The 20907-nt window shown below is 39.8% G+C and carries 18 protein-coding genes; 1 reads left to right on the plus strand and 17 read right to left on the minus strand.

What is annotated here, in order from left to right:
• Positions 1-19: 19 nt before the first annotated feature.
• Positions 20-991 carry a TRAP transporter substrate-binding protein gene (locus tag BMY66_RS03205; protein ID WP_081821950.1) on the plus strand — a complete coding sequence of 324 codons (972 nt, stop codon included), beginning with the start codon at positions 20-22 and terminating at the stop codon, positions 989-991.
• A gap of 90 nt (positions 992-1081) precedes the next feature.
• On the opposite strand, the gene BMY66_RS03210 is transcribed toward BMY66_RS03205, so the two are convergent.
• From BMY66_RS03210 to BMY66_RS03290, 17 genes are all read right to left on the minus strand, one after another.
• A complete protein-coding gene (locus tag BMY66_RS03210) occupies positions 1082-1678 on the minus strand; it encodes a sigma-70 family RNA polymerase sigma factor (protein ID WP_044933900.1) in 597 nt (198 codons plus the stop codon).
• On the minus strand, positions 1650-2390 hold the full coding sequence (rlmB, locus tag BMY66_RS03215; protein WP_033153880.1) for a 23S rRNA (guanosine(2251)-2'-O)-methyltransferase RlmB: 741 nt from the start codon (positions 2388-2390) through the stop codon (positions 1650-1652). The genes BMY66_RS03210 and rlmB overlap by 29 nt, the downstream gene beginning before the upstream one ends.
• 61 nt (positions 2391-2451) lie before the next feature.
• A complete protein-coding gene (locus BMY66_RS03220) occupies positions 2452-2889 on the minus strand; it encodes a Mini-ribonuclease 3 (protein ID WP_044933898.1) in 438 nt (145 codons plus the stop codon).
• Positions 2874-4301, minus strand: a complete 1428-nt coding sequence (gene cysS / locus BMY66_RS03225) for a cysteine--tRNA ligase (protein ID WP_090394102.1) — start codon at positions 4299-4301, stop codon at positions 2874-2876. The genes BMY66_RS03220 and cysS overlap by 16 nt, the downstream gene beginning before the upstream one ends.
• A gap of 2 nt (positions 4302-4303) precedes the next feature.
• Positions 4304-4849 (minus strand): 2-C-methyl-D-erythritol 2,4-cyclodiphosphate synthase, encoded by a 546-nt coding sequence (gene ispF / locus BMY66_RS03230; protein WP_044933894.1) that lies wholly within the window; start codon positions 4847-4849, stop codon positions 4304-4306.
• A gap of 118 nt (positions 4850-4967) precedes the next feature.
• Positions 4968-5909 carry a DUF4349 domain-containing protein gene (locus BMY66_RS03235; protein ID WP_049960229.1) on the minus strand — a complete coding sequence of 314 codons (942 nt, stop codon included), beginning with the start codon at positions 5907-5909 and terminating at the stop codon, positions 4968-4970.
• Positions 5910-5930: 21 nt separating this feature from the next.
• On the minus strand, positions 5931-7184 hold the full coding sequence (locus BMY66_RS03240; RefSeq protein WP_044933892.1) for a DUF3298 and DUF4163 domain-containing protein: 1254 nt from the start codon (positions 7182-7184) through the stop codon (positions 5931-5933).
• Positions 7185-7385: 201 nt separating this feature from the next.
• Positions 7386-8669: a PhoH family protein gene (locus BMY66_RS03245; protein ID WP_044933890.1), complete on the minus strand. Its 1284-nt coding sequence runs from the start codon at positions 8667-8669 to the stop codon at positions 7386-7388.
• 164 nt (positions 8670-8833) lie between these two features.
• Positions 8834-9718 carry a ribokinase gene (locus BMY66_RS03250; RefSeq protein WP_044933888.1) on the minus strand — a complete coding sequence of 295 codons (885 nt, stop codon included), beginning with the start codon at positions 9716-9718 and terminating at the stop codon, positions 8834-8836.
• Positions 9719-9736: 18 nt separating this feature from the next.
• Positions 9737-11125: a magnesium transporter gene (gene mgtE / locus BMY66_RS03255; protein ID WP_044933886.1), complete on the minus strand. Its 1389-nt coding sequence runs from the start codon at positions 11123-11125 to the stop codon at positions 9737-9739.
• 259 nt (positions 11126-11384) lie between these two features.
• On the minus strand, positions 11385-12863 hold the full coding sequence (locus BMY66_RS03260; RefSeq protein ID WP_090394103.1) for an AAA family ATPase: 1479 nt from the start codon (positions 12861-12863) through the stop codon (positions 11385-11387).
• 241 nt (positions 12864-13104) lie between these two features.
• Positions 13105-13956 (minus strand): YitT family protein, encoded by an 852-nt coding sequence (locus BMY66_RS03265; protein WP_044933882.1) that lies wholly within the window; start codon positions 13954-13956, stop codon positions 13105-13107.
• Between the two features lie 179 nt (positions 13957-14135).
• Positions 14136-14603: a hypothetical protein gene (locus tag BMY66_RS03270; RefSeq protein ID WP_090394104.1), complete on the minus strand. Its 468-nt coding sequence runs from the start codon at positions 14601-14603 to the stop codon at positions 14136-14138.
• An 11-nt stretch (positions 14604-14614) separates the two neighbouring features.
• A complete protein-coding gene (locus BMY66_RS03275) occupies positions 14615-15343 on the minus strand; it encodes a hypothetical protein (protein ID WP_090394105.1) in 729 nt (242 codons plus the stop codon).
• Positions 15344-15360: 17 nt separating this feature from the next.
• Positions 15361-15798: an FtsB/FtsL family cell division protein gene (locus BMY66_RS03280; RefSeq protein ID WP_090394106.1), complete on the minus strand. Its 438-nt coding sequence runs from the start codon at positions 15796-15798 to the stop codon at positions 15361-15363.
• A gap of 140 nt (positions 15799-15938) precedes the next feature.
• Entirely contained in the window at positions 15939-17747 is a 1809-nt protein-coding gene (locus BMY66_RS03285) for a methyl-accepting chemotaxis protein (protein ID WP_044933876.1), read from the minus strand.
• A 114-nt stretch (positions 17748-17861) separates the two neighbouring features.
• Positions 17862-20891: a glycoside hydrolase family 3 N-terminal domain-containing protein gene (locus tag BMY66_RS03290; RefSeq protein ID WP_090394107.1), complete on the minus strand. Its 3030-nt coding sequence runs from the start codon at positions 20889-20891 to the stop codon at positions 17862-17864.
• Positions 20892-20907: the final 16 nt, after the last annotated feature.

Consider the following 20907-nt stretch of genomic DNA (forward strand, 5'->3'; position numbering starts at 1 on the left):
AGCTTTATCAACATCATTAATGATTGTTTTATCATTTACATCTTGCGGAACATCCACAGCTGTATCTGAAACCCAGACTTACGCTTGGCCTCTTGGCACATCAAGCCCAGAGGATACAGTCACTCAGATATATGCCGAAAAATTTGCTGAAGAAGTATACGAGCTTAGCGATGGCCAAATGGTTATCCAGGTATATCCTAACAGCGTTTTAGGCGGCGATAGGGAGTTGCTGGAATCCTGCAAAGATGGCGATATTCCTTTTATCGTACAAAACACAGCACCTCAGGTTACATTCCTTCCTGATGTTGCTATATTCGATATGCCATGTCTTTTCAGCACAATCGATGATGTCCGAGAAAAGGTAGATAATCCTGAATTTATGGATAAGATATCAGAAGTTTATGTAGAAGGCGGTTATCAATTACTTGGATACGCTGATCAGGGCTTCAGAGTCATGACTACAAACTCTCCTGTATATTCCCTCTCAGACTTCAAGGGACAGAAAATCAGAACAATGGAAAACTCATATCACCTTGCATTTTGGAAGTGCCTTTCAGCCTCTCCTACTCCAATGACTTTCTCCGAGGTATACATTGGATTACAGCAAGGCACAATTGATGCCCAGGAAAATCCATATGAAGTTATTGTTTCAAACAGATTATATGAGCAGCAGGATTATGTTGTTGAAACCAATCACCTGCCTCATTTAATCTCCCTTGTAGCCAGTGATGAGTTTATGAACACTCTGACACCTGAGCAGCAAGAAATAATCAATCAGGCTGCTACAATCGCTACAGAATATGCTCGTCAGCAGTCTGATGACCGTATTGCATCAAGAATCGCTACTATCGAGGAAAGCGGCACAGAAATCATTCCACTTTCCGATGATATAAGAGAACAGATTCGCGAAGCAGCCACTCCTGTTTATGACAGCATAAAAGAAAATGTAGACCCCGAACTATACGAGATCTACACCAAAGGAATCTTATAAATCCAATATGTTACGACTACAAGCCTGAAGTTACTCTGTTCAAAGATATTTCACTTGAGTAACCTCAGAGCTTGATGTCTACATATTGGATTATTTTATTAACTCTTTTGCTTTTGACTTTATTCTAGTAAGTGTATTATCCACGGACTTCTCCGTTTTTCCCAATCTTGCAGCTATTTCTCTATAGTCATAATCCTGCATATATAACTCAAAGACTTGCTTTTCCATAGGAGACAAGGCTTTTTTCAGTCTGTCTATAAGGTCAAGATTCTCCTCAGCCTCGATAACAATCTCAGCAGGATCATCGGTAGTAAATGCAGGCTCTTCTCTCTCCGAGCCATCCTCATCATAAAGTGAAACGTAAGCATTTAATGGCGAATGCTTTTTACGATTGCTGGCCTCGATAGCCTTAATCATCTGGCGATCAATACACATCTGCGCAAAATGGAAGAATGTAACATCCGAGGAAATATCATAGTCGCCAATAGCGCTGAAAAGCCCTATCATTCCCTCTTGAATAAGATCCTCGTTTTCTCCGCCAACCAAAAAGTACTTTTTAGAATTCTTTAAAACAAGAGGCTTATACTTTTCACATATAAAATTCAGGATGGCTTGATCGCCATCCCGATATTTTATGATTAACTCTTCGTCCGATAAATTACTGTATTCTTTGTCTAACGATTTCATAAGCTAAAACTCCACAAGCAACTGATGCATTAAGTGAATCGATATCACCAAACATAGGAATTGATGCAATCATGTCACAGTTCTTTTTAACTAAGTCAGAAACCCCATGTCCTTCATTTCCAATTACAAGGCCGATTGAACCTGTAAGATTAAGGTCGTACATTGTTGTGCCACCCATATCGGCGCATACAAACCACATTCCCTGCTCCTTCAGCTCTTCCATTGTCTTGCTGATGTTTGTAACCTTTGCTACTGGTGTGTAGTTGATAGCACCAGCTGAAGCCTTCGCTACTGTTGCAGTAAGCCCAACTGCTCTGTGCTTAGGAATAACAACACCATGAGCACCAACCTGGTTTGCAGTACGAATGATTGCTCCAAGATTGTGTGGATCCTCGATGTTATCAAGGATGATAAGGAATGGCGCCTCGCCTTTTGCCTTTGCGCGTTCCATGATTTCATCAAGCTCAACATAGTCATAGCTAGCAGCATATGCAAGAACACCCTGATGCTTGCCAGTCTCTGAAAGCTGATCCAAGCGCTCCTTCTTAACAAAGCTGATTACTGTGTCTTTGCTTTTCTTTGCTTCTCTAAGTATTGTCTGGATTGGGCCATCCTTGCAGCCTTCCAAAACAAACAACTTATCGATAGTTTTTCCAGATCTAAAGGCCTCTAATACTGCATTACGGCCTTCTACAATTCTACTTTCTTCCATATCTAAAACCTACGCTAGTTACGCTTGCTGTCTACTAGCTTACTCTTTCTAATAACTATAATTATAGGATATCCAATTCCACGGCTTCCACACCGCGTGTCACAAGCTCACATATACGGTCCATGTCTCCGGTTAGGTAAAGGTATCCAAGCACTGCTTCAAAACCTGTAGCCTCCAGGTAGTCCATTGTGGATGCATTCTTTGCCTTTGTGTGAGGCTTGGAATTGCGGCCACGGCGATACCAATCAGATTCTGCTTCTGTAAGCTGGTCCATAAGGGCCAAAACCATAGCAGCCTGGGTCTGCGCCTTGACTACCTGACTTGCCCTTTGGTGAAGCTTGTTAACGGGCGTATTGCCCTTATTTACAAGGATAGAACGAATGATGATATCAAACACTGCATCACCAATGTACGCAAGGGTAAGAGGCGAATATGTGCGAATATCCTTTTGCTCTATGCCAAACTGTTCATTAAAATAGCTGTTTAAATCAACTGCCATACTACTCCCTCACGAGTATCCTTAATCTCTACACCTTTTTCTAAAAGCTCTGCTCTGATTGCATCTGCTGTAGCAAAATCCTTTGCTTTCTTTGCTTCTGCACGGCGAGCAATTGCATCATTGATGAATGCTTCAAGCTCTGCATCAACAGATGTTGCATCATCTGCTAAAGCCTTCGCATGTCCAATCAAATCAAGTGATAATACCTTATCAAAGCTCTCTACAAGAGCAAGCTTTGTCGCATCGTTTGTATCTGCCTTGAGAGCATCATAAAGAACTGTGATAGCCATTGATGTATTTAAGTCGTTTGATACTGCCTCAAGGAACTTAGCCTCGTATTCAGACTTAACAGCCTCATCAACTGCTCCATCATTCTTGAGCTCTGAAACACGCTTTACAAGCTTGTTGTAAGCCTGAACTGTGTTGTCCAAATTCTCCCAAGAGAATACAAGTGGCTTACGATAGTGTGACTGTAAGCAGAATAATCTGTATACAAGTGGGTCATATCCCTTTTCCTGAAGAACAGAAACTGTAAGGATTGCGCCCTTTGACTTTGACATCTTACCTGACTGGTCATTAAGGTGATTGCTGTGGAACCAGTAATTGCACCACTTGTGACCAAGATATGCCTCTGACTGAGCAATTTCATTTGTATGATGTGGGAAGATATTATCAACACCACCACAGTGGATATCAATATATTCACCAAGGTGCTTCATTGAAATGCATGAGCACTCAATGTGCCATCCTGGGTAACCAACGCCCCATGGGCTGTCCCACTTAAGAGCCTGATCCTCGAACTTAGACTTTGTAAACCAAAGAACGAAGTCAGTCTTGTTTTTCTTATTAACATCCTCTTCTACGTCGTCACGAACGCCAACCTCAAGGGCTTCCTTTTCAACTGATGAAGAGAATACGTAATAATCCTGAAGCTTGCTAGTATCAAAGTAAACATTTCCACCAGCTACATATGCATAGCCCTTTTCAAGAAGCACCTCTACCATGTGGATGAACTCTGGAATGCAGTTTGTTGCAGGCTCGATAACATCTGGACGCTTATTTCCAACTGCATCAAAATCCTTGAAGAAAGCATCTGTGTAGAACTTTGCAATCTCCATAACTGTCTTGTGCTCACGCTTTGCGCCAGCTACCATCTTGTCCTCACCTGTATCTGCATCAGATGAAAGATGTCCAACATCAGTGATGTTCATAACACGGCGAACATCGTATCCTGCGTACTCTAATGACTTAATAAGAGCATCCTGCATGATGTATGTACGGATATTTCCGATATGTGCGAAATGATAAACTGTAGGGCCGCATGTGTACATGCTAACCTTGCCCTCTTCGTTTGACTTAAACTCCTCAACCTGTCTATCTAAAGTATTGTAAAATGTAAATTTTCCTGCCATTACTATTCTCCTCTTTTGCATCCTGCGCATCCTTCGCAGCTACGTCCTGTGTCCATCACTACATTGCTTCCATCATAAAATTCGTAGAGTAAACAGACTGCCTGAGCGCTGATGCCTTCTTCTCTTCCTGTGAAGCCTAAATGCTCCTCTGTAGTAGCTTTGATATTAACCTGGGAAACATCTATACCAAGACACCTGGCTACATTTTCTTCCATCTGCTCAATGAATGGTCGAAGCTTTGGTGCCTGCGCAATAACTGTGGCATCCACATTTCCAACTACATAGCCTTCGTCCATAACAAGCTCACGAACCTCTTCCAAAAGCTTCTGGGAATCAGCTCCCTTGTATTTAGGATCAGTATCTGGGAAATGTGCCCCTATATCCTTAAGCCCTGCTGCGCCAAGAACAGCATCTGATATTGCATGTAAAAGTACATCTGCATCGGAGTGACCTAAAAGACCAAGTGTGTGCTCGATTTTAACACCACCTATGATTAAATCGCGGCCCTCCACAAGCTTATGTACATCATAACCTGTACCTATTCTCATGTTGCCTCCTAATAATATAAAGAAATCTGCACTAGTGGCAGAATATCACCTATCAAACTACTGTATTATAACAAAAAAAGAGGACTATTGATAGTCCTCTTCCATTAATGTATCCATTTTAGCTTTGGTCTGTCTTCTTATCCTTCTTCTTGAAAGAAAACCCCTTTCCTTTCTTTTTTCTAACAAAGAATATAATACATAAAATAATTGCAATAAGAATAAGATAAGGCAATAGATAGATAATAGCTATCACGAAAGCCTGAATAAAAGCTACAAATCCTGCAAATGAGCTACTAAAAGCCTCCACAAAACGATTCCAAGCAGTATCTGCTTTTACTTCGCTATAAGTGGCAACTTCAGTGATGTCGATAGAAACTGTGCTGTAATCTATCTGGTCATCATAAGCTTTCTTTTGAGCTGTGTAGCTTTCAATCTGATACTGAACCTCATTGATGCGATCTTCGATTTCCAGTAAATCCTCCAGATTCTCAGCCTGCTCCTCAAGCTCCTGCAAGCGTTCTAACTTTGTATTTAAGCTTTTTAGTCTAGCCTGTACATCCACATAGCTTGATGTGATATCATCAACACTTTCGCTCTTAGATGCAAGCGAGCCTACTTCTCCTACACTGTTCATAAAAGCATCGTATTTGTCTGATGGAATACGGGCTGTAAAACTAGCGCTCCTGCTGCCATATTCCTCATTACCATATGATGAAGTGCTTTCGAAATAGCCTCCGTTAGATGTAACAAGGTCCTTGATAGCAGCCACATCATCATCAAATGTCTTTGACTCAAGACTGATATAAGATGTGTATATCAGCTTGCGGCTGGTATCATATTCCTCCAAATCTACATCTACTTCACTATCACTCTCGTTGGAGTAGCCAGTCTCTTCATAAGCCTCGTAATCCCCACTGTCGGTTAAGCCAAAGCTATCATATCCAGATGACTTTGATTCGGTAGCTGCAAATTCAGTTGTACCACTTGAATCTGCTCCCCCGCAGGCTGCAGCAAACAGCATCATACTTACAACTACTAGTGCTAATAATCTTTTTCGCATAACCCCCTCCTTATTTAGCTATTAAAAATCAAATCCGTACTGTTCCTCATTATCCCAATAACCTACATTGTTATCGTCATAGAAATGCTCACCAAGTGTAAAGCCTGAATCTGTGACTTCCTCTATGTAAAGTGTCGTATCCATATGTCCTTTGGCTTCGATTCCATTTGAAACTTCATACAAATCTACGCTGATTCCATCATTTACAAGAAGAACGAAATTACCTTCATCATTGTGAATAAAATATCCTGTAATCCAGCTTCCATTGCCGGACTCCTCTTTCAGCTCTTCATCATCTACTCTTAAAATATAGTAGTTCTTGTCAGATTCTTCATCCCAAGTGTTGACTACACTGATGTTTTCAAGCTCACCATCGCCATCAAAATCAACACTGCTATTAAGTCCTGCATTAGAAAGACTAATTACATATGACGCACCTTCAAGGGGAGTATATCTGTCGGCAATTTCATCGTACTCAGAATAAGGAACAGTAAATGAAATCATACCTGCAGCATATGGAGCAAGATCATACTGCTGGAAAATAAATGTAATTCCTAATGTGTCCAAATAAAACTCTGGCTGATATCCATTTGAAAACTGTTCTTCGATTACTTCTTTATAATCAATTACATCATCTTCATATAGGTTTGCTCTAGCCTCTTCTGAAGATGTAGCTATTGCGTTTAATATGTATTCCTTTGATGTTTCTCTGATAGAATCAGCATCTCCCAAATCATCTAATGTGATTTGCTGGCCTGTTCCTACATCAAAGCTAACCCCAGTAAAGGAGCCGCCGCCATGTGCTCCGCCCATATATGTGTAATCATTAAGAATGAAGCTAAGAACCTTATTATCAAGTCGCTTTAAATCTATTGTTATATTATCAGAATACTTCATTTCGTATCCTTCGTCACCCATTTCTTCATTCTGCTGTTTAGCATCTTCGTTCATGCTATCAATGCCAGCATTAAAGTTTGATACTACGCCTGAGAAATAATCATCGATAGCTGCCTTAAGCTCTGGATGATCGTTATCTGTAATCTCAAGGCACTGTACCTGGCCTTCGAAATAATCATAACCCTCAGCCTTGACAGATGTATATGCAATTTCTGGTGCTGAAGCACTAGAATACTCTTTTTCTGTATTCTCTTCCTCCTGTGTCTGCTCTGTAACCTCTGATGTATCTATATTCTGTGAACCTGTATCTTTTGCACAAGCCAACATGGATGTAGCTGTAACCATACAGATTGTAAGCATAGCTATTCTCTTTTTCATTAATCGTTCCTCCGTAATACCTAAAACTCTAAAACTATGTTTAAGTTCAGTATACACATTCTCTGTATTATATCAAGTAGTACAGTAAAGATTTTAGAATTCTTTACATTTACTTTAGAAATACAAAAATAGGATCCCCAAAGCACCCTTAGGGGATCCCATCTTGAAAGGAGGATTTATTGTAATAAAAGAAATAGTAAACTATTTAACTACCAGCCTCTTTGCGCCCTCTGCAGCAAGTGGACTACGAACAGTTTCACTTTCTTCGAAAGTGATTTGAGCACATAGTGTTGAGCCCTTCATTCTTTCTGCCGCAAATGTAAGACCGTTGTTCTTTCTGTCAAGCTTTGGAGAATCAATCTGATCAGGGTCACCAAGAAGAACTACCTTTGAGCCCTTGCCTGCTCTTGTGATGATTTCCAAAATCTGACCAATTGTACAGTTTTGAGCTTCGTCCACGATAATATATGAATTAACCAGTGAACGTCCTCTCATATAAGCCAATGAACAAATCTCAAGGATACCTGTTTCAAACATATCCTCAATTTGAATCTTAATCTGCTCTTTCTCCTCGTTTTGGCCCTTCAAAAGAACCTGCAGGTTATCCATAAATGGAGCAATCAAAGGAGTCATTTTTTCTTCCAAATCACCAGGGAGGAAACCTAAATCATTGTCAGAAAGGGTGTTACTTCTGGTAATCATGATTCGATCGTATCCGTTATGATAATACCCCTGAAGACCTGCTGCCAGCGCAAGGAATGTCTTAGCAGTACCTGCACTACCCTTTAATATAACAAGTGGAAGTACATCTGGGCTTGCTAATAGCGCATACAATGCAAATCGCTGACCTACGTTTCTTGGCTGACAATAAGGTGTATAAAAATCTCTGTCCTTCAGTAAATGCCATCCATCTGTCTTAAATGTATAAAGAGCAGAATTGCTTCCATCCTTGCAAATCCCAAATTCATTTTCTATAAAGCCCTTATTAAAAGGACTTTCGATATCTTCTGGAGTGATATCCCTTCTACCTGTGTAATTCTCATTATCAAGAATCATTTCGTTGTGATAGCCCTGTACAACGCAGCCACACATTGTAGCATTGATTCTCATGGAAATATCATTTGTAACCAGGATTGTCTCTAGCTCAGATTGCTTTGCAATTCCCAGTACACAGTTGATTATTCTATTATCAGGCCTATCAAGAGAAAACTCAGCTGGAATCAGCTTTTCAAATTCAGATTCTTTGGCGATGATAAAAGTACCGCCATTTGGCATCGTAACCCCCTTTGCATAATCGCCTTCAACAGATTCGATGTTTCGAATGCTCTCTCTGGCGCCATAGCCCACTTCCGCAAAAGCAGTTTTCTTTGAATCAAGCTCTTGCAACGTTGTTGTAGTGATGAGAACATTGTTGTCATCAAAACCAAAAAGTGCTGTAGGGCAGTGAATCAAGATGTTTGTGTCTAGTACGTAGTTTTTCTTCATAGGGTCACGCTCCTTTATTAATTTGTATAATCTAATTTTATACCAATTAAGCACTAAGTTCTACAACATTTTGTGCTAAAGTATGTAAACTTTGTGAAAATAGACACCACATCTAGAACTGTCCCAAATAAAAAAACTGGCACTCGAAAGCACCAGTTTTATCATTACATATTGAATAATTCTACCTCTGACATAAATGGAATTGACTGTGCGGCTCCCTGTTTTTTAACTGCAAGAGCAGCTGCCTTAGATGCATTCACAAGCACATCTCTCATAGGCTGTTTTTTAAGAATTCCAGCAATCAAATATCCTGTAAAGGTATCCCCTGCAGCTGTAGTATCCACTGTATCCACATCAAAAGCTGCTTGATACAATTCCTCATCTCCGTGGTGGAAAATAGAACCGCCCTTTCCAAGGGTCAGAACGATTTTTGCATTAGCAAAGCTTGCTTCCATTGCAGCAACTATTGTGCTAGGTGTTGTCTGACCTGTCAGCTGCTGGCCCTCTGTCTCGTTCAAAACAAATATGGAAACCTTTCCCAAATCGCATTCATCTATTATTTCATTCATAGGTGATGGATTTAAAACAATGGTCATTCCTTTCGCAAAGGCCTGATCAATTATATATGGGAGCTCATTTACCTCATTTTGAAGAAGAAGTATGTCACCTGTTTCAAAGTTCTTTAGAACTTCATCCACGTATTCTTTTGTGTTCTTTTGATTTGCACCGCCAAATAAAACTATGCTGTTTTGGCCCGCATCATCCACCTGAATGATGGTGTGGCCACATCTGCCGGTTACAGTTTTGATATAGTCTGTTTTGATGCCGCATTCCTGGCATGCGTCATAAAAATCCAGACCTTCCTCTCCTACCAAACCTGCATGGTAAACAGGCACTCCTGCTCTGGCTAACGCCACAGATTGGTTGAAGCCCTTTCCTCCTAAATGCATCTGCACATCGTTAGAAGAAATAGTCTCTCCTTCCCTGACAATGTGTGGAACCTGATAGGTATAATCTAAATTAAGTGAGCCGAAATTTAATACCTTCATAAGCACCCCCGTAGACAATTAAATATGTCCAACTAATAATAATCCAGCTAAACCATAATATGTAACAACAGCAACCAAATCGTTTACTGTTGTGATAAGTGGACCTGAAGCAACGGCTGGATCCACCTTAATCTTGTGGAAGAAAATTGGAATGATAGTTCCGATAAAGCTTGATACTATCATAGCAATAAAAAGTGAAAATCCAACGATACTTGATATTCTAAAGGCAGCAAACCAAATATAGCCTTTAAATACATGTAAATATAAGGCTATAAAGAATAATGCCAATACACCAAGGATTAATCCGTTTGTACCACCAACTCGCATTTCCTTAAGGACAAATTTGGCCTTTTCAAGACCTGAAATCTCCTCATCCATAAGCACACGAATAGTAACAGCCAGTGACTGTGTTCCAACGTTTCCTGCCATATCAAGAATCAATGACTGGAACACAACAACGATTGCAACTGATGCAACTACTTTATCAAAAATACCGATAACTGAGCTTGTTACAAGACCAAGGCCAAGTAAAAGCAACAACCATGGAATACGCTTTTTTATACTCTCTGGCAAGCTCTCATTTAAATCTTCCTCTGCAGTCAAACCAGCCAACTTAGCGTAGTCTTCACCCATCTCATCATCTACGGCCTCGATGATATCCTGAGATGTGATAACACCAATGATTTCATCATTTGGATTAAGAACTGGAATAGAATCCTCAGCGTAATCCTTCAAATCTTCGATTGTATCAGCAATCATTGCGTCAGCCTTTACGCTTGGATAGCTATGACTGATGATATCGTCCAATGGGGTGTAATCGCGAGCTAAAATAAGATCACGAAGCTCGATAGCACCGTAATATTTCTTGTCCTCGTCCTCAACATAAATAGTGTTGATGTTGTCGTTGTCCTTTGACTGAGAAATCAGCGAACGCATTGCCTGCTTAACAGTGAAGTTCTTTGCGATAACGATGAAGTTGGTAGTCATCATGCTACCGATTTCATCCTCATCGTAAGAATTAATCAGTCGTACATCGGCAGATGCATCCTTATCCATGAGGGCGATAAGCTTTTCTCTCTCTTCCTCATCCTCGATATCTTCCAAAGCATCAACCGCATCATCGGCATCCATGTTTTCCAGGACGTCAGCAGCCTGCTCTGGTGTAATCTCTGCTAAATATTCACCTACATCTTCAATATAAGGGAAAATCTCTGATAGACGTTCAGCTCCCAAGATATCGAACAGCCTTCTACGGTCCTCTGGCTCCAGCGCCTCATACGCTTCAGCGATATCATTTTCATGATAATCGTCCAGAGCCTCCATGAGCTCCTCCGCGCTGATATTAGAACGTAGCAGGTCGATGATTTCTTGTAACTTGATGTCCTCTAATAAATCCTTTGTTTCCATGTTACTTTCTCCGCTATAAAAAAAGAATGTCATGTCTGATTTAGATGACGATGACATTCCTTACTTACATGAAAACAAAGCTCTTTTGATATTAACAAAAAGAACAGCTAATCATATGTATAAAAAATGTCTCGTCGCAGCATAATCGCCCATGACTGTCTGATTTATCCATAGCTGTTCTCCTTTCTTTAATTTGAATATATTGTTTGAATTTTACATAAAAAACATAACATAAAAAACAAGACTTTGTAAACCCCATTTAACAAAGTTTTTCAACCATTTCTCTATTAAATACCACTGATTTTACACCATCAACTTCTATCTGATATAAAGCGTTTGCTGCAAGGTGCTCTGCGGCCTGTTCTACGTTTCTGATTCCTGTCGAAATTACAAACTTTTCCATAACAGCATCAAGTCCGTCTTCTGTTACCTGACACTCTTCCGGGCTCATTCCAATTCGCTTTAAAACCTTTGGCAATGAGAATCTGCGGAAGATTTCTTTCTTCTCCTCCACTGTATAATCTGGAATATCGATTACTGCAAATCTGGACATAAGTGGTGCTGAAATATCAGCCTTTACGTTTGCTGTAGCGATTGGATAAACACCCATAGTTGGAATCATACATTCCATATAATTGTCAGTGAATCCCAAATTATCAAGAAGAGTTAATAACACATCAGCTGGATTGCCGTTGCCCTTGCCGGAATTTGCTTTGTCCAACTCATTGATGATAAACACCAGATTGCTTGTGCCTGAATTTGCAAAGGCTTCCATAATAATACCAGGCTTAGCATTTGAATAGATACGAGAGCTACCAGTAAGCTGCTCAGGGTCATTGATTGAACTCATATCAAGAGTTGTCCATGGCAATTTCAGAATACGAGCTACCGCATATGCGATTTGGGATTTACCAACTCCCGCCGGGCCGCACAAAAGCAAGCCATAGCTTGGCAAGGTATGAGTACGATTAACCTGAATTACAGTCTCCATAATTCGCTGCTTCACTGATTCAAGACCGTACAATTCCTCATCAAGAATTCGTCTTGCCTCAACCGGATCAATGGCCTCAAAATAATCACTCTTCCACTGGATACTTGTCATGATTGAAAGAGCTCTTTGAGCATGACGCCTCTCCTCAATTGTAACCTCAGCAGATTTTGCTACAGCCAGATTTCTTCTAGCCCAAAGGCGAATATTATCAGGAAATGTTCTGCCAGCGCAGGTGATAAAATCGGTGATAGACTGAATGCTGGTAAGCTTCATATCATCTCCGTCTTCTGCATCCTCCTCATCCAGCTCTTCCTCTGAAGGTGGATTAGACGCAAAAAGACGTTCCATCATAAACTGTAGGAAGCCATCCTCTGATGATAGTTTTCCGTTTCCTGTTGATGTCTCACGAATTTTATAAACTGCATAGCCGTCCTCAGTGTTTGCACCGGAAAGTCTAACTGGAATGTGATTCTCTCCAAGCCATCCAATCAAGCTGACAAAACGAGAATCCACCCGCAATATATCCTTTGAAATAACCCCATCTGCAAGCTCAGCTTCAAAGCTGCTTCTAGCAATAGGATTTGTAAACACACCATTTACATGATGGCTCAGCTTGCCATCCTTATCTTCTATTATAATAATAGGCTTTTCTGGACTAGCCTGAGGCTCATCAGATTGAAAAGTAGTGTATGTCTTTACTGCCTCGCTGTTGTCTTTTTCTTCCTGTGCAAAATCAAATACTGGCATTTTTCTCTCCTTAAACTCCATTTTTATCTTTTTGATTGTAGCAAAACTCTTTAGCATGGTAAAGAGTTCTCAGAAAGAATCTTGCAAGTATACTTGCATTCTATTTTTGATTTAGAGGCCATATTTTGCTATTGCATAAAAAATGTGGATAACTCTCCAAAATTTATCGTAAAATTTAATGAGTTATCCACATGTTATCTTTCAACAATATGAAATTAATTATTTGATAATAATCAGATGATTATAAATATTTCTTTTGCTCTGTAAAGCCTCGTCCTTTAACTTCTGAAACACGACTTACAATAATAAATGCTTCTGGATCTATTTCATGAACAAGCTGCTCAGTCTTGGCAAGCTCTCTTGCTGTTACAATTGAAAGAGTGATTTCAGTATCCTTACCAAGGTAGCCTGTACGACCATACATCACCGTAACACCACGGTCGATATCCTGAAGAATTGCTCTACGAATATCGTCGCTTTTCTTACTGACAACCTTAATCTGAGTTCTTGCCTTTCCAAGGATAAGCATTCTATCAAGAGTGTTTGTATATATAATTACAAGGATTATTCCATAAAGCACTAAAGTCTTTTCTGTAAATAAAGCCTGCAATACTAAAATGCAAATATCAAATACCCACATAGCACCTGAAATAGGGGTTCCAAAGAACTTGTTTAGAACTATAGGTGGAATATCCATTCCTCCAGTCGATGCGCCTGTACGAATAACTATTCCCAGGCTGACACCTATTAAAAGTCCACCAAACACAGTGCAAAGCACTATATCATCAGTAGGCCTAAAATAAACTGCAAGTATTTCCGCTATATGAAGTTCTACTGGAAAACAGAAAGTTGAAAGTAATGAATTGGCCGCAAACCTGCGCCCCATCACCTTCCATCCGATAAGGAATAGACATGTGTTTATTACAAATACCACATGAGGGACCTTCCAACCAAGCATATGGTGAAAGAACAATGCTATACCGGTGCCGCCGCCAGTAATTAAGCCAGATGGCTCAATAAAAAAAGCAACTCCCAAGGCATAAATAAAATTTCCAAGTACTACAATCAATGCTGTCTTTAATATCTGCTTCATTTCACACCTGTTTTAATAAAAATAATTAGCGAATATAATCTTCGCAACAGGTTGGATTGTACACCATTTGCGGACATTTGTCAGCACAGCACGGTAACGCATTAGCAGACTAAAGTGCCTATAAAAAAATAAAGCTAGAATGTTACAACTACATGCTAGCTTTATTAATTATCTTCCATTTATTTATCAAACTTCAGGAAGTGCATGCGGCCATCTTCCTTCTTTACCTCGCGCTGAGGCTTCTCTCCTACCTCCGGGTTGAAGAAAACACCCTTGAGGCTGTTTGTGCGAGAACGAATGCAATCTGGACAATAGCGTCCGTAGCGGATGCTGCAGCCACAGCTTTCGCACTGCACATATACAGGGCTCCCCTCTGGAATCTCCAGACGGCCTTGGCGAAGCATGCCATTGATAATATCAACAGGCACATCTGTGTGCTCTGAAATAATGATGGCTGGTGTAGCACCATGCTCATCGATGTATTCCTTGACTCTGCCGAAATCATCTATTTCCTGATTCCCGCACTCAAAACACTCGTAGCGTCCCCCGCCTATATAGCGAATGCGGCCCTTGCATTTCGAACATCTATTAGGTTTTCTCTCAAGAAATTCTTTGGTGAATTTCTCTTGTTCAGCCTTTGTTCCCATTTAAAATCCTCTTATAAATCAAAATCGTTTGTGATGCTCTCGTCAAGAGCTACAGTATCAGCTCCTGCCCCTTCAAGCCCCTCTCTGATAAGTTTCCAGTTCTTTAAAAACCAAACTGTCTGAGCAGGGTGCTTGTATAAAGAAAGCATCTGTGCACCCTCGTACTTGTATGGATATACTAAAGGTATGTTGCTTGGTCTAGCTGTAGTAAAAAACAAAACATTCTTATATAGATGCTTTGTGAGTGCATTTGGAGTAACGCAGTAGAAAATGTTCTCTCCAAAATCGGTAGAGTACCAAAACTTCATGCTAGCTTGATCTACATCCGAAGGCTCCATACCAGTAACCTCGAATTCATTTACACGAAGCGACTTCATTTCAAGGTCCTCTTCGTCATCCTCTTTTGCTTTTTTAACGGCATCCTTCCATTTTTTGGCTTCTACAGGATTCATCAGACCAGCAAAGAATCTGTTTTCTTTTTCCGCCTTTTCTGAATCCTCTTCACTCTCGCTAGGATCCCTGCCTGTCTTTAACCAATAATTAATTGTATTAAGATTGTTTGTAAGTAATTTCACATGTGGTGCATACTGTTTGTCCATTTGCACCATCAGCTTAAGGTAGTATTCAAATTCTTCTCTTGCCGCCTGCAAAGCGTTCTTTCTTTTAAAGTAGAAAGGCAAACCCACAAGAGCAGAAATGCCTACAATAATAACACAAATATTAACTGCAACCCAATTCATAAATCATTTACTCCAAGTTAAATAAATAATATTGAATATCCAATCAGTCCTATCAGCACAATCAAAAGAATAGTATTTATAACGGTAAGACTAGTCAAAGTGGACATGCTTCTCTCCTGCTTTTTAAGTCTGTCCGCATTGTACACTTCTTCGATTTTTGCTGAAAAATCCTTGGTGACACTATCCAATTGCTTTTTCAATGGTGTGCCATAATCTAGAGAATCCTTTAGGTCATTAACCTTTGCCTCTAAAGATTTAAGTAATTTTTCATTACGCTCCTGATTGTCAGCCACCTGCTGTTTAATGTCATTATTATCATGACCAAAAAGCTCCAAGGTCTGCTGCATAGCGTAGATTTCCCCCTGAAGTCTATCAATCTCCCCACGAATGGATTCCTCGTCCATGCTTACATAACGATGCCTAAAAATAGGTTTTCCATTATATTCGTTTTGCATAAACTTCTCCCTTCTATGCGTATTATCCTGAATTTAGTTTACCACTTTTTTACAACAATTTGTATACTAAAAGACAAATTAATACTAAATCTAGAAAAGGCAGCTAGAGTGAACTAGCTGCCTTAAAATATACATATCTATTATAAAGAGAATTGTGCAACGAAATCCTGAAGCTCTTGAGCATTACCTGCAAGACGGTCAGAAGCCTGTGCAACCTCGTATGATGATGCAGTCTGCTCCTGAGATGCAGCTGATACATTTGAAGTCTCATCTGCAACTGAAATACTCATCTGCTCTATGTCATGGATATTCTTTGCGATAGTATCTGTTCCACCGGAAAGCTGTTCTACGATGGCGCTCATTGTATTGGATTCCTCAGAAATAGAGTTAACCATATTTACAATATTATTGAATGTTTCGCCCGCTTCGTTTACAAGCTCAGAACCATTGATAACCTCTTCAGCGCCCTGTTTCATAGCCTCTACAGCCTCTCTAGAATTGTTCATGATAGCTGCAATAAGCTCATTAATCTTCTGGGCTGCCTGATTTGATTCATCAGCAAGCTTTGAAATTTCACTAGCAACAACTGCAAATCCTTTACCCATCTCTCCTGCACGAGCAGCCTCAATTGAAGCGTTTAATGAAAGAAGGTTTGTCTGGCTTGCGATTTCTGCAATTGTTACAACGAATTCATCAATACTCTTTAATCTCTCACCAAGGTCATCTACTACTCTTGCAGAGTTCTCAACTGAATCCTTGATTGTGTTCATCATATCTGTTGCATTAGTCATATCTGCTGCTCCGTTGATAGCAGCTTCATTTGTTGACTTAATCATTTCAGAAGAACGATTAATTGCTTCCTTGAACTCCTTCATGTTTGTAACAAATGAATCTGTCTCTGAGCTAGCATCTGTTACTGCACTAATCTGGCCTGAGCATGAGTTTGCAACATTTGTACAAGAAGTTGCAACCATCTCACTGGCCTCAGCTGACTGTGAAGCAGATGCAGAAAGCTCTTCTGATGCTGATGCAACTGATGATGTTGTATCGGAAATCTGAATCATCAAATCTCGAATATTTTCATGCATCATATCCAAAGCCTCAGATATTGCGCCAATTTCATTATTATGGCTCTTCAGCTTTCGAACCTCTTCCATTGCTTCATTTTCTGTAAAGTCTCTATTAGACATTCGAATCATCTGATTAGCTGCTTTAGTTATAGGCTGTGTGATTTTGCCTCCTGCCAGGAAGGCTGCAACAGCACCTATAATAACAAGGACAAGCATAATTACTACAGTTTCTATGATAGTCTTCATCAGTGCTTCATGAGCATGTGCCTGATACTCAGCAATAACTACATCCAAATCGTCAACCCATACGCCAGTACCCATTACCCAATCAAATGGTTCATAGTAAGCTGTATAGTTAATCTTTGGAAGTTCTTCAGTCTCATTTGGCTTTGCAAACATAAGCTCGGTATAGCCACCGCCCTCTTGCATACCGTTTTCAATCATCATCTGAATATATTTATTTCCAGATGAATCTGTAGCATCCCATCTAGACTGACCTTCTGTATCTCTGCCTAAAAGAACTACATTCACACCTTTTGATGTATCAACCCAGAAATAACCGTTCCCATCATCATATCTAAGCTCGCGAATAATATCAGCCGACTCCTTTTCAGCCTCTGCCAGTGTCATTTCACCATTCTGGTATCTGCCATACATGACCGCACAGATACTCATTGCTTCTTCTGTCTCATGCTTTAATTTAAGCTTATCATCTTCAACAAGTCTCGATCTATAAACTTCAACCTGAGTATTGTTTGTGTTTACAGTATTGATAATAGAAAATACCGAAACAATAGCTGCAGAAAGTATTACAGATGCCATTACAACTCCAACAAGAATTGTCTTTAAACTACCCCTCTTCTTTGCTTCTCCTGCCATAGTAAAAGCCCCTCCTTAGCATAGTGACTACATCACTTACTATAGCATTTAATTTCTGACATTTTTGCGTTTTCACAGATAGTTCACTGATAATTCAAAATGTTGCACACAATATTATTTAGCTTTCTTTGCTGCTCTCTTCTCTGCCTTAGCCTGAAGCTTTGCAAGCTTTTTAGCAGTAGGCTTAAAAAGTCTAAATATCTTGTAAATCTCAAGAAGTATAAGAAGAACAAATAAAACATTTACAACACGCATAATGTGAGTTGTGATTCTTGTGCCATCTTTAATATGACTTCCCGGCATTGCTCCATTCATTGCCTTTGAATTAGCGATAATGTAAAGCATGTGATGCATAGCTTGTCTTGCATAATAGTATGTTGCAGCATCATTTTTATCAAAATCATATCTGGCTGCTGAAGGAAGTGAGGTAAGCTTCACATCTGCTCCTGCCTCTGTCATCTGGTAACCATCCATGAATACACCAGTATTGGCATTATCTGTCATAACAAGACCATCAAAAGCCCACTCATTTCTGAGGATACCTGTGATAAGACCGTAATCGCCACCTGCCCAAGTAGCACCAACTCTGTTGAATGATGTCATCACAGCCTGTGATGCTCTGATTTCCTTAGATGCATTTGCATAAGAGCCATCATCTTGTTTTTCAACATAATTGAGAGTAACGTCTCCTGCCTTCATGCACATTTCAAATGGAAGAAGGTAAATCTCACGGGCACTTTGTTCGTTAAGCCATGTTGCAATACTGTACTGACCATCTCTGTCACCACGATGATTCTCCTGATCATTAAATGCAAAATGCTTGATATATGTGTACATACCCTTTGAAGCTGCACCAATTACCTCATTTGAAGCAACAGTTCCAGAAAGAAAAGCATCCTCTGAATAATACTCACCATTTCTACCTGAGAATGGAGTACGATGAATATTCATTGATGGTGCATACCAACCATCCGCACCGCCAAGTAAGCCTTCATTTCCAATCATAGTGCCGTATTCCATTGCAAGTGATGGATTCCAGCACTGAGCCATTGTCATGGCGCTTGGGAACATTGCACTTGTTCCACCATAAATAAGACCTGAAGCAGTATCTGCATCAATATTGAATGGCTTTTCAATTGATTTGATATACTCGATTCCGTATCCGCTTACACCGATTGCATTGTAGATTTCATCAGCTGAAAGCTCATCCAATAAATCTTCCCAAAGCGGATCGTCGTAATCAAGACCACGCATATCAATGAGTTTAAGTCCATTATCTTTGTCATAAACAATCTCTGTATCAGAAAGAGTTTCTGGATCTACAGTAGTTCCTGATTCAAAACTATCTAACTGTGCTATCAACTCATCAGATGCAGTCTTAGTATATGTATAAGATGCACCGTCATCTCCATTGATTTCATTTCCCCAAGTGCTTATCTGGGCACTTGCTGTACCATCATGAGTTGGGAATGTTCCTACCCAATCGTTTCTAGTAAGGTATGTAGCATCTCCTTTAGCATCATCAAGCTGATTAGTGATTTCTTCACCTGAATAGCTATCCTTTGAATATGTAACAGTATCAACCTCTGTAATATCAGGTGTGTAAACTGATACAAACTCAGATGTAGGTTCATCTGTTGTATCCTCAAGCTTTGTATTAATAATATTGTTTACTGCCTCATGTGCATTCTTTGCTGCAGTAATATAGTAATCACCGGCATCAAATATATAAGTCTTTGCATTATTAGCATCGTATGCCTTTAACTGAGACTTATCGAAGCTAAGTGACATTGTCTGTGACTCGCCTGCTGCAAGCTCATTTGTCTTATCGTATGCTACAAGCTGTACAGAAGCTTTTTCAACGCCATTTTCAATATCGTAATCTGTGTAAGGACTCTGGGCATAGATTTCAACTACATCTTTGCCAGCCACATCACCTGTGTTAGTAACTGTGATTTCAATGTTACAAGTATCTCCATCCCATGATGTCTTCATATCAGACCATTCAAATGTGGTGTAAGACAATCCGTATCCAAATGGATAAACAACCTCTGAATCATAATCAAAGTCTCCTGCATTTTCACGGCCAAGAGTTACATCCTCGTATCTTGTCTCATAATACTTGTATCCAACGTAGATTCCTTCTTCGTAAGTAACATAGTTGTACTTTGTGAGGTCACCGTTTGAATCAGAATACTGATAATCACCAAAGTTCATAGCAGCTGGTGATTCAAGTGGATTTGCAGCAAAAGTATCAACTGTTCTACCTGAAGGATTAACCTGACCTGTTAAAATATAAGGCAATGACTCAATTGCTGTTGCTGAGATTACAGCCTTGATATTTGGATAATCTTTAACAAAATCAAGATCAAGTGCTGCATTTGAATTGCTCACAAGAATAACTCCATCAAAGTTGTCATTCAAATATGAGATGATTTCAAGCTCTGTGCTGTCTGGTTCCAGATATGTCTTTGCCTGATCCTGCGCATTATCAGCATGATTGTACATAGAACGAGGCATATCTCTTCCCTCACCTGCTACTCTCTTTAAGAAGTAAACAGGAACTGTATCTTTGATTGAATTCATTACCTCATCATTGGCTTGAAGTTCAGAAAGTGGTACTTCATTTATCGAAAAATCCTCACCATCACCAAATGATATAGAACCAGCCCCTAAGCCATAGCTTTCAGACTGCTCTTTGTAGTAATCAAAAAGTGTCTTATTGATAGATACATTTGCCGAATCAAAAATATCAGCAAGACTTCTACCACCCATCATACTATCATTTGCTGCTACTGTTGCTGAATTCACACTAAAGAAACTAAATGTAGTATCAGCTGTCTGAGGTAAAAAACCATCCTCATTTTCAAGCAAAATAGTTCCTTCATCAGCAATCCTCTGATGAAGATCTGCCTCTGCAGTCTTAATAGAATCTGCATCGTAATCCGCCTTGTTGTACTGTAAGTCAAGACCTGTAGTATCAACATCCGAATTATCAATTTTTGTGTTAATGCCTCCCAGCATACTATCTACCATTCTTGCATAGTTTGGTAAGATGCTGTTAACCGCTACAATTATAATCGCAAATACGATAATAAGAATTGAGCGGATGCATGTTCCAATAATTTTTCTTCCCTTGCTCATTTGCATTCTCCTTTTC

This window comes from Pseudobutyrivibrio sp. C4 (assembly GCF_900111635.1).
Classification (GTDB): Bacteria; Bacillota; Clostridia; order Lachnospirales; family Lachnospiraceae; genus Pseudobutyrivibrio; species Pseudobutyrivibrio ruminis.

Excerpts from the sequence above, each read along its gene's own strand:
- BMY66_RS03205 (WP_081821950.1), top strand. The coding sequence starts at position 20 with ATGATTGTTTTATCATTTACATCTTGCGGAACATCCACAGCTGTATCT.
- BMY66_RS03210 (WP_044933900.1), bottom strand. The coding sequence starts at position 1,678 with ATGAAATCGTTAGACAAAGAATACAGTAATTTATCGGACGAAGAGTTA.
- rlmB (WP_033153880.1), bottom strand. The coding sequence starts at position 2,390 with ATGGAAGAAAGTAGAATTGTAGAAGGCCGTAATGCAGTATTAGAGGCC.
- BMY66_RS03220 (WP_044933898.1), bottom strand. The coding sequence starts at position 2,889 with ATGGCAGTTGATTTAAACAGCTATTTTAATGAACAGTTTGGCATAGAG.
- cysS (WP_090394102.1), bottom strand. The coding sequence starts at position 4,301 with ATGGCAGGAAAATTTACATTTTACAATACTTTAGATAGACAGGTTGAG.
- ispF (WP_044933894.1), bottom strand. The coding sequence starts at position 4,849 with ATGAGAATAGGTACAGGTTATGATGTACATAAGCTTGTGGAGGGCCGC.
- BMY66_RS03235 (WP_049960229.1), bottom strand. The coding sequence starts at position 5,909 with ATGCGAAAAAGATTATTAGCACTAGTAGTTGTAAGTATGATGCTGTTT.
- BMY66_RS03240 (WP_044933892.1), bottom strand. The coding sequence starts at position 7,184 with ATGAAAAAGAGAATAGCTATGCTTACAATCTGTATGGTTACAGCTACA.
- BMY66_RS03245 (WP_044933890.1), bottom strand. The coding sequence starts at position 8,669 with ATGAAGAAAAACTACGTACTAGACACAAACATCTTGATTCACTGCCCT.
- BMY66_RS03250 (WP_044933888.1), bottom strand. The coding sequence starts at position 9,718 with ATGAAGGTATTAAATTTCGGCTCACTTAATTTAGATTATACCTATCAG.
- mgtE (WP_044933886.1), bottom strand. The coding sequence starts at position 11,125 with ATGGAAACAAAGGATTTATTAGAGGACATCAAGTTACAAGAAATCATC.
- BMY66_RS03260 (WP_090394103.1), bottom strand. The coding sequence starts at position 12,863 with ATGCCAGTATTTGATTTTGCACAGGAAGAAAAAGACAACAGCGAGGCA.
- BMY66_RS03265 (WP_044933882.1), bottom strand. The coding sequence starts at position 13,956 with ATGAAGCAGATATTAAAGACAGCATTGATTGTAGTACTTGGAAATTTT.
- BMY66_RS03270 (WP_090394104.1), bottom strand. The coding sequence starts at position 14,603 with ATGGGAACAAAGGCTGAACAAGAGAAATTCACCAAAGAATTTCTTGAG.
- BMY66_RS03275 (WP_090394105.1), bottom strand. The coding sequence starts at position 15,343 with ATGAATTGGGTTGCAGTTAATATTTGTGTTATTATTGTAGGCATTTCT.
- BMY66_RS03280 (WP_090394106.1), bottom strand. The coding sequence starts at position 15,798 with ATGCAAAACGAATATAATGGAAAACCTATTTTTAGGCATCGTTATGTA.
- BMY66_RS03285 (WP_044933876.1), bottom strand. The coding sequence starts at position 17,747 with ATGGCAGGAGAAGCAAAGAAGAGGGGTAGTTTAAAGACAATTCTTGTT.
- BMY66_RS03290 (WP_090394107.1), bottom strand. The coding sequence starts at position 20,891 with ATGAGCAAGGGAAGAAAAATTATTGGAACATGCATCCGCTCAATTCTT.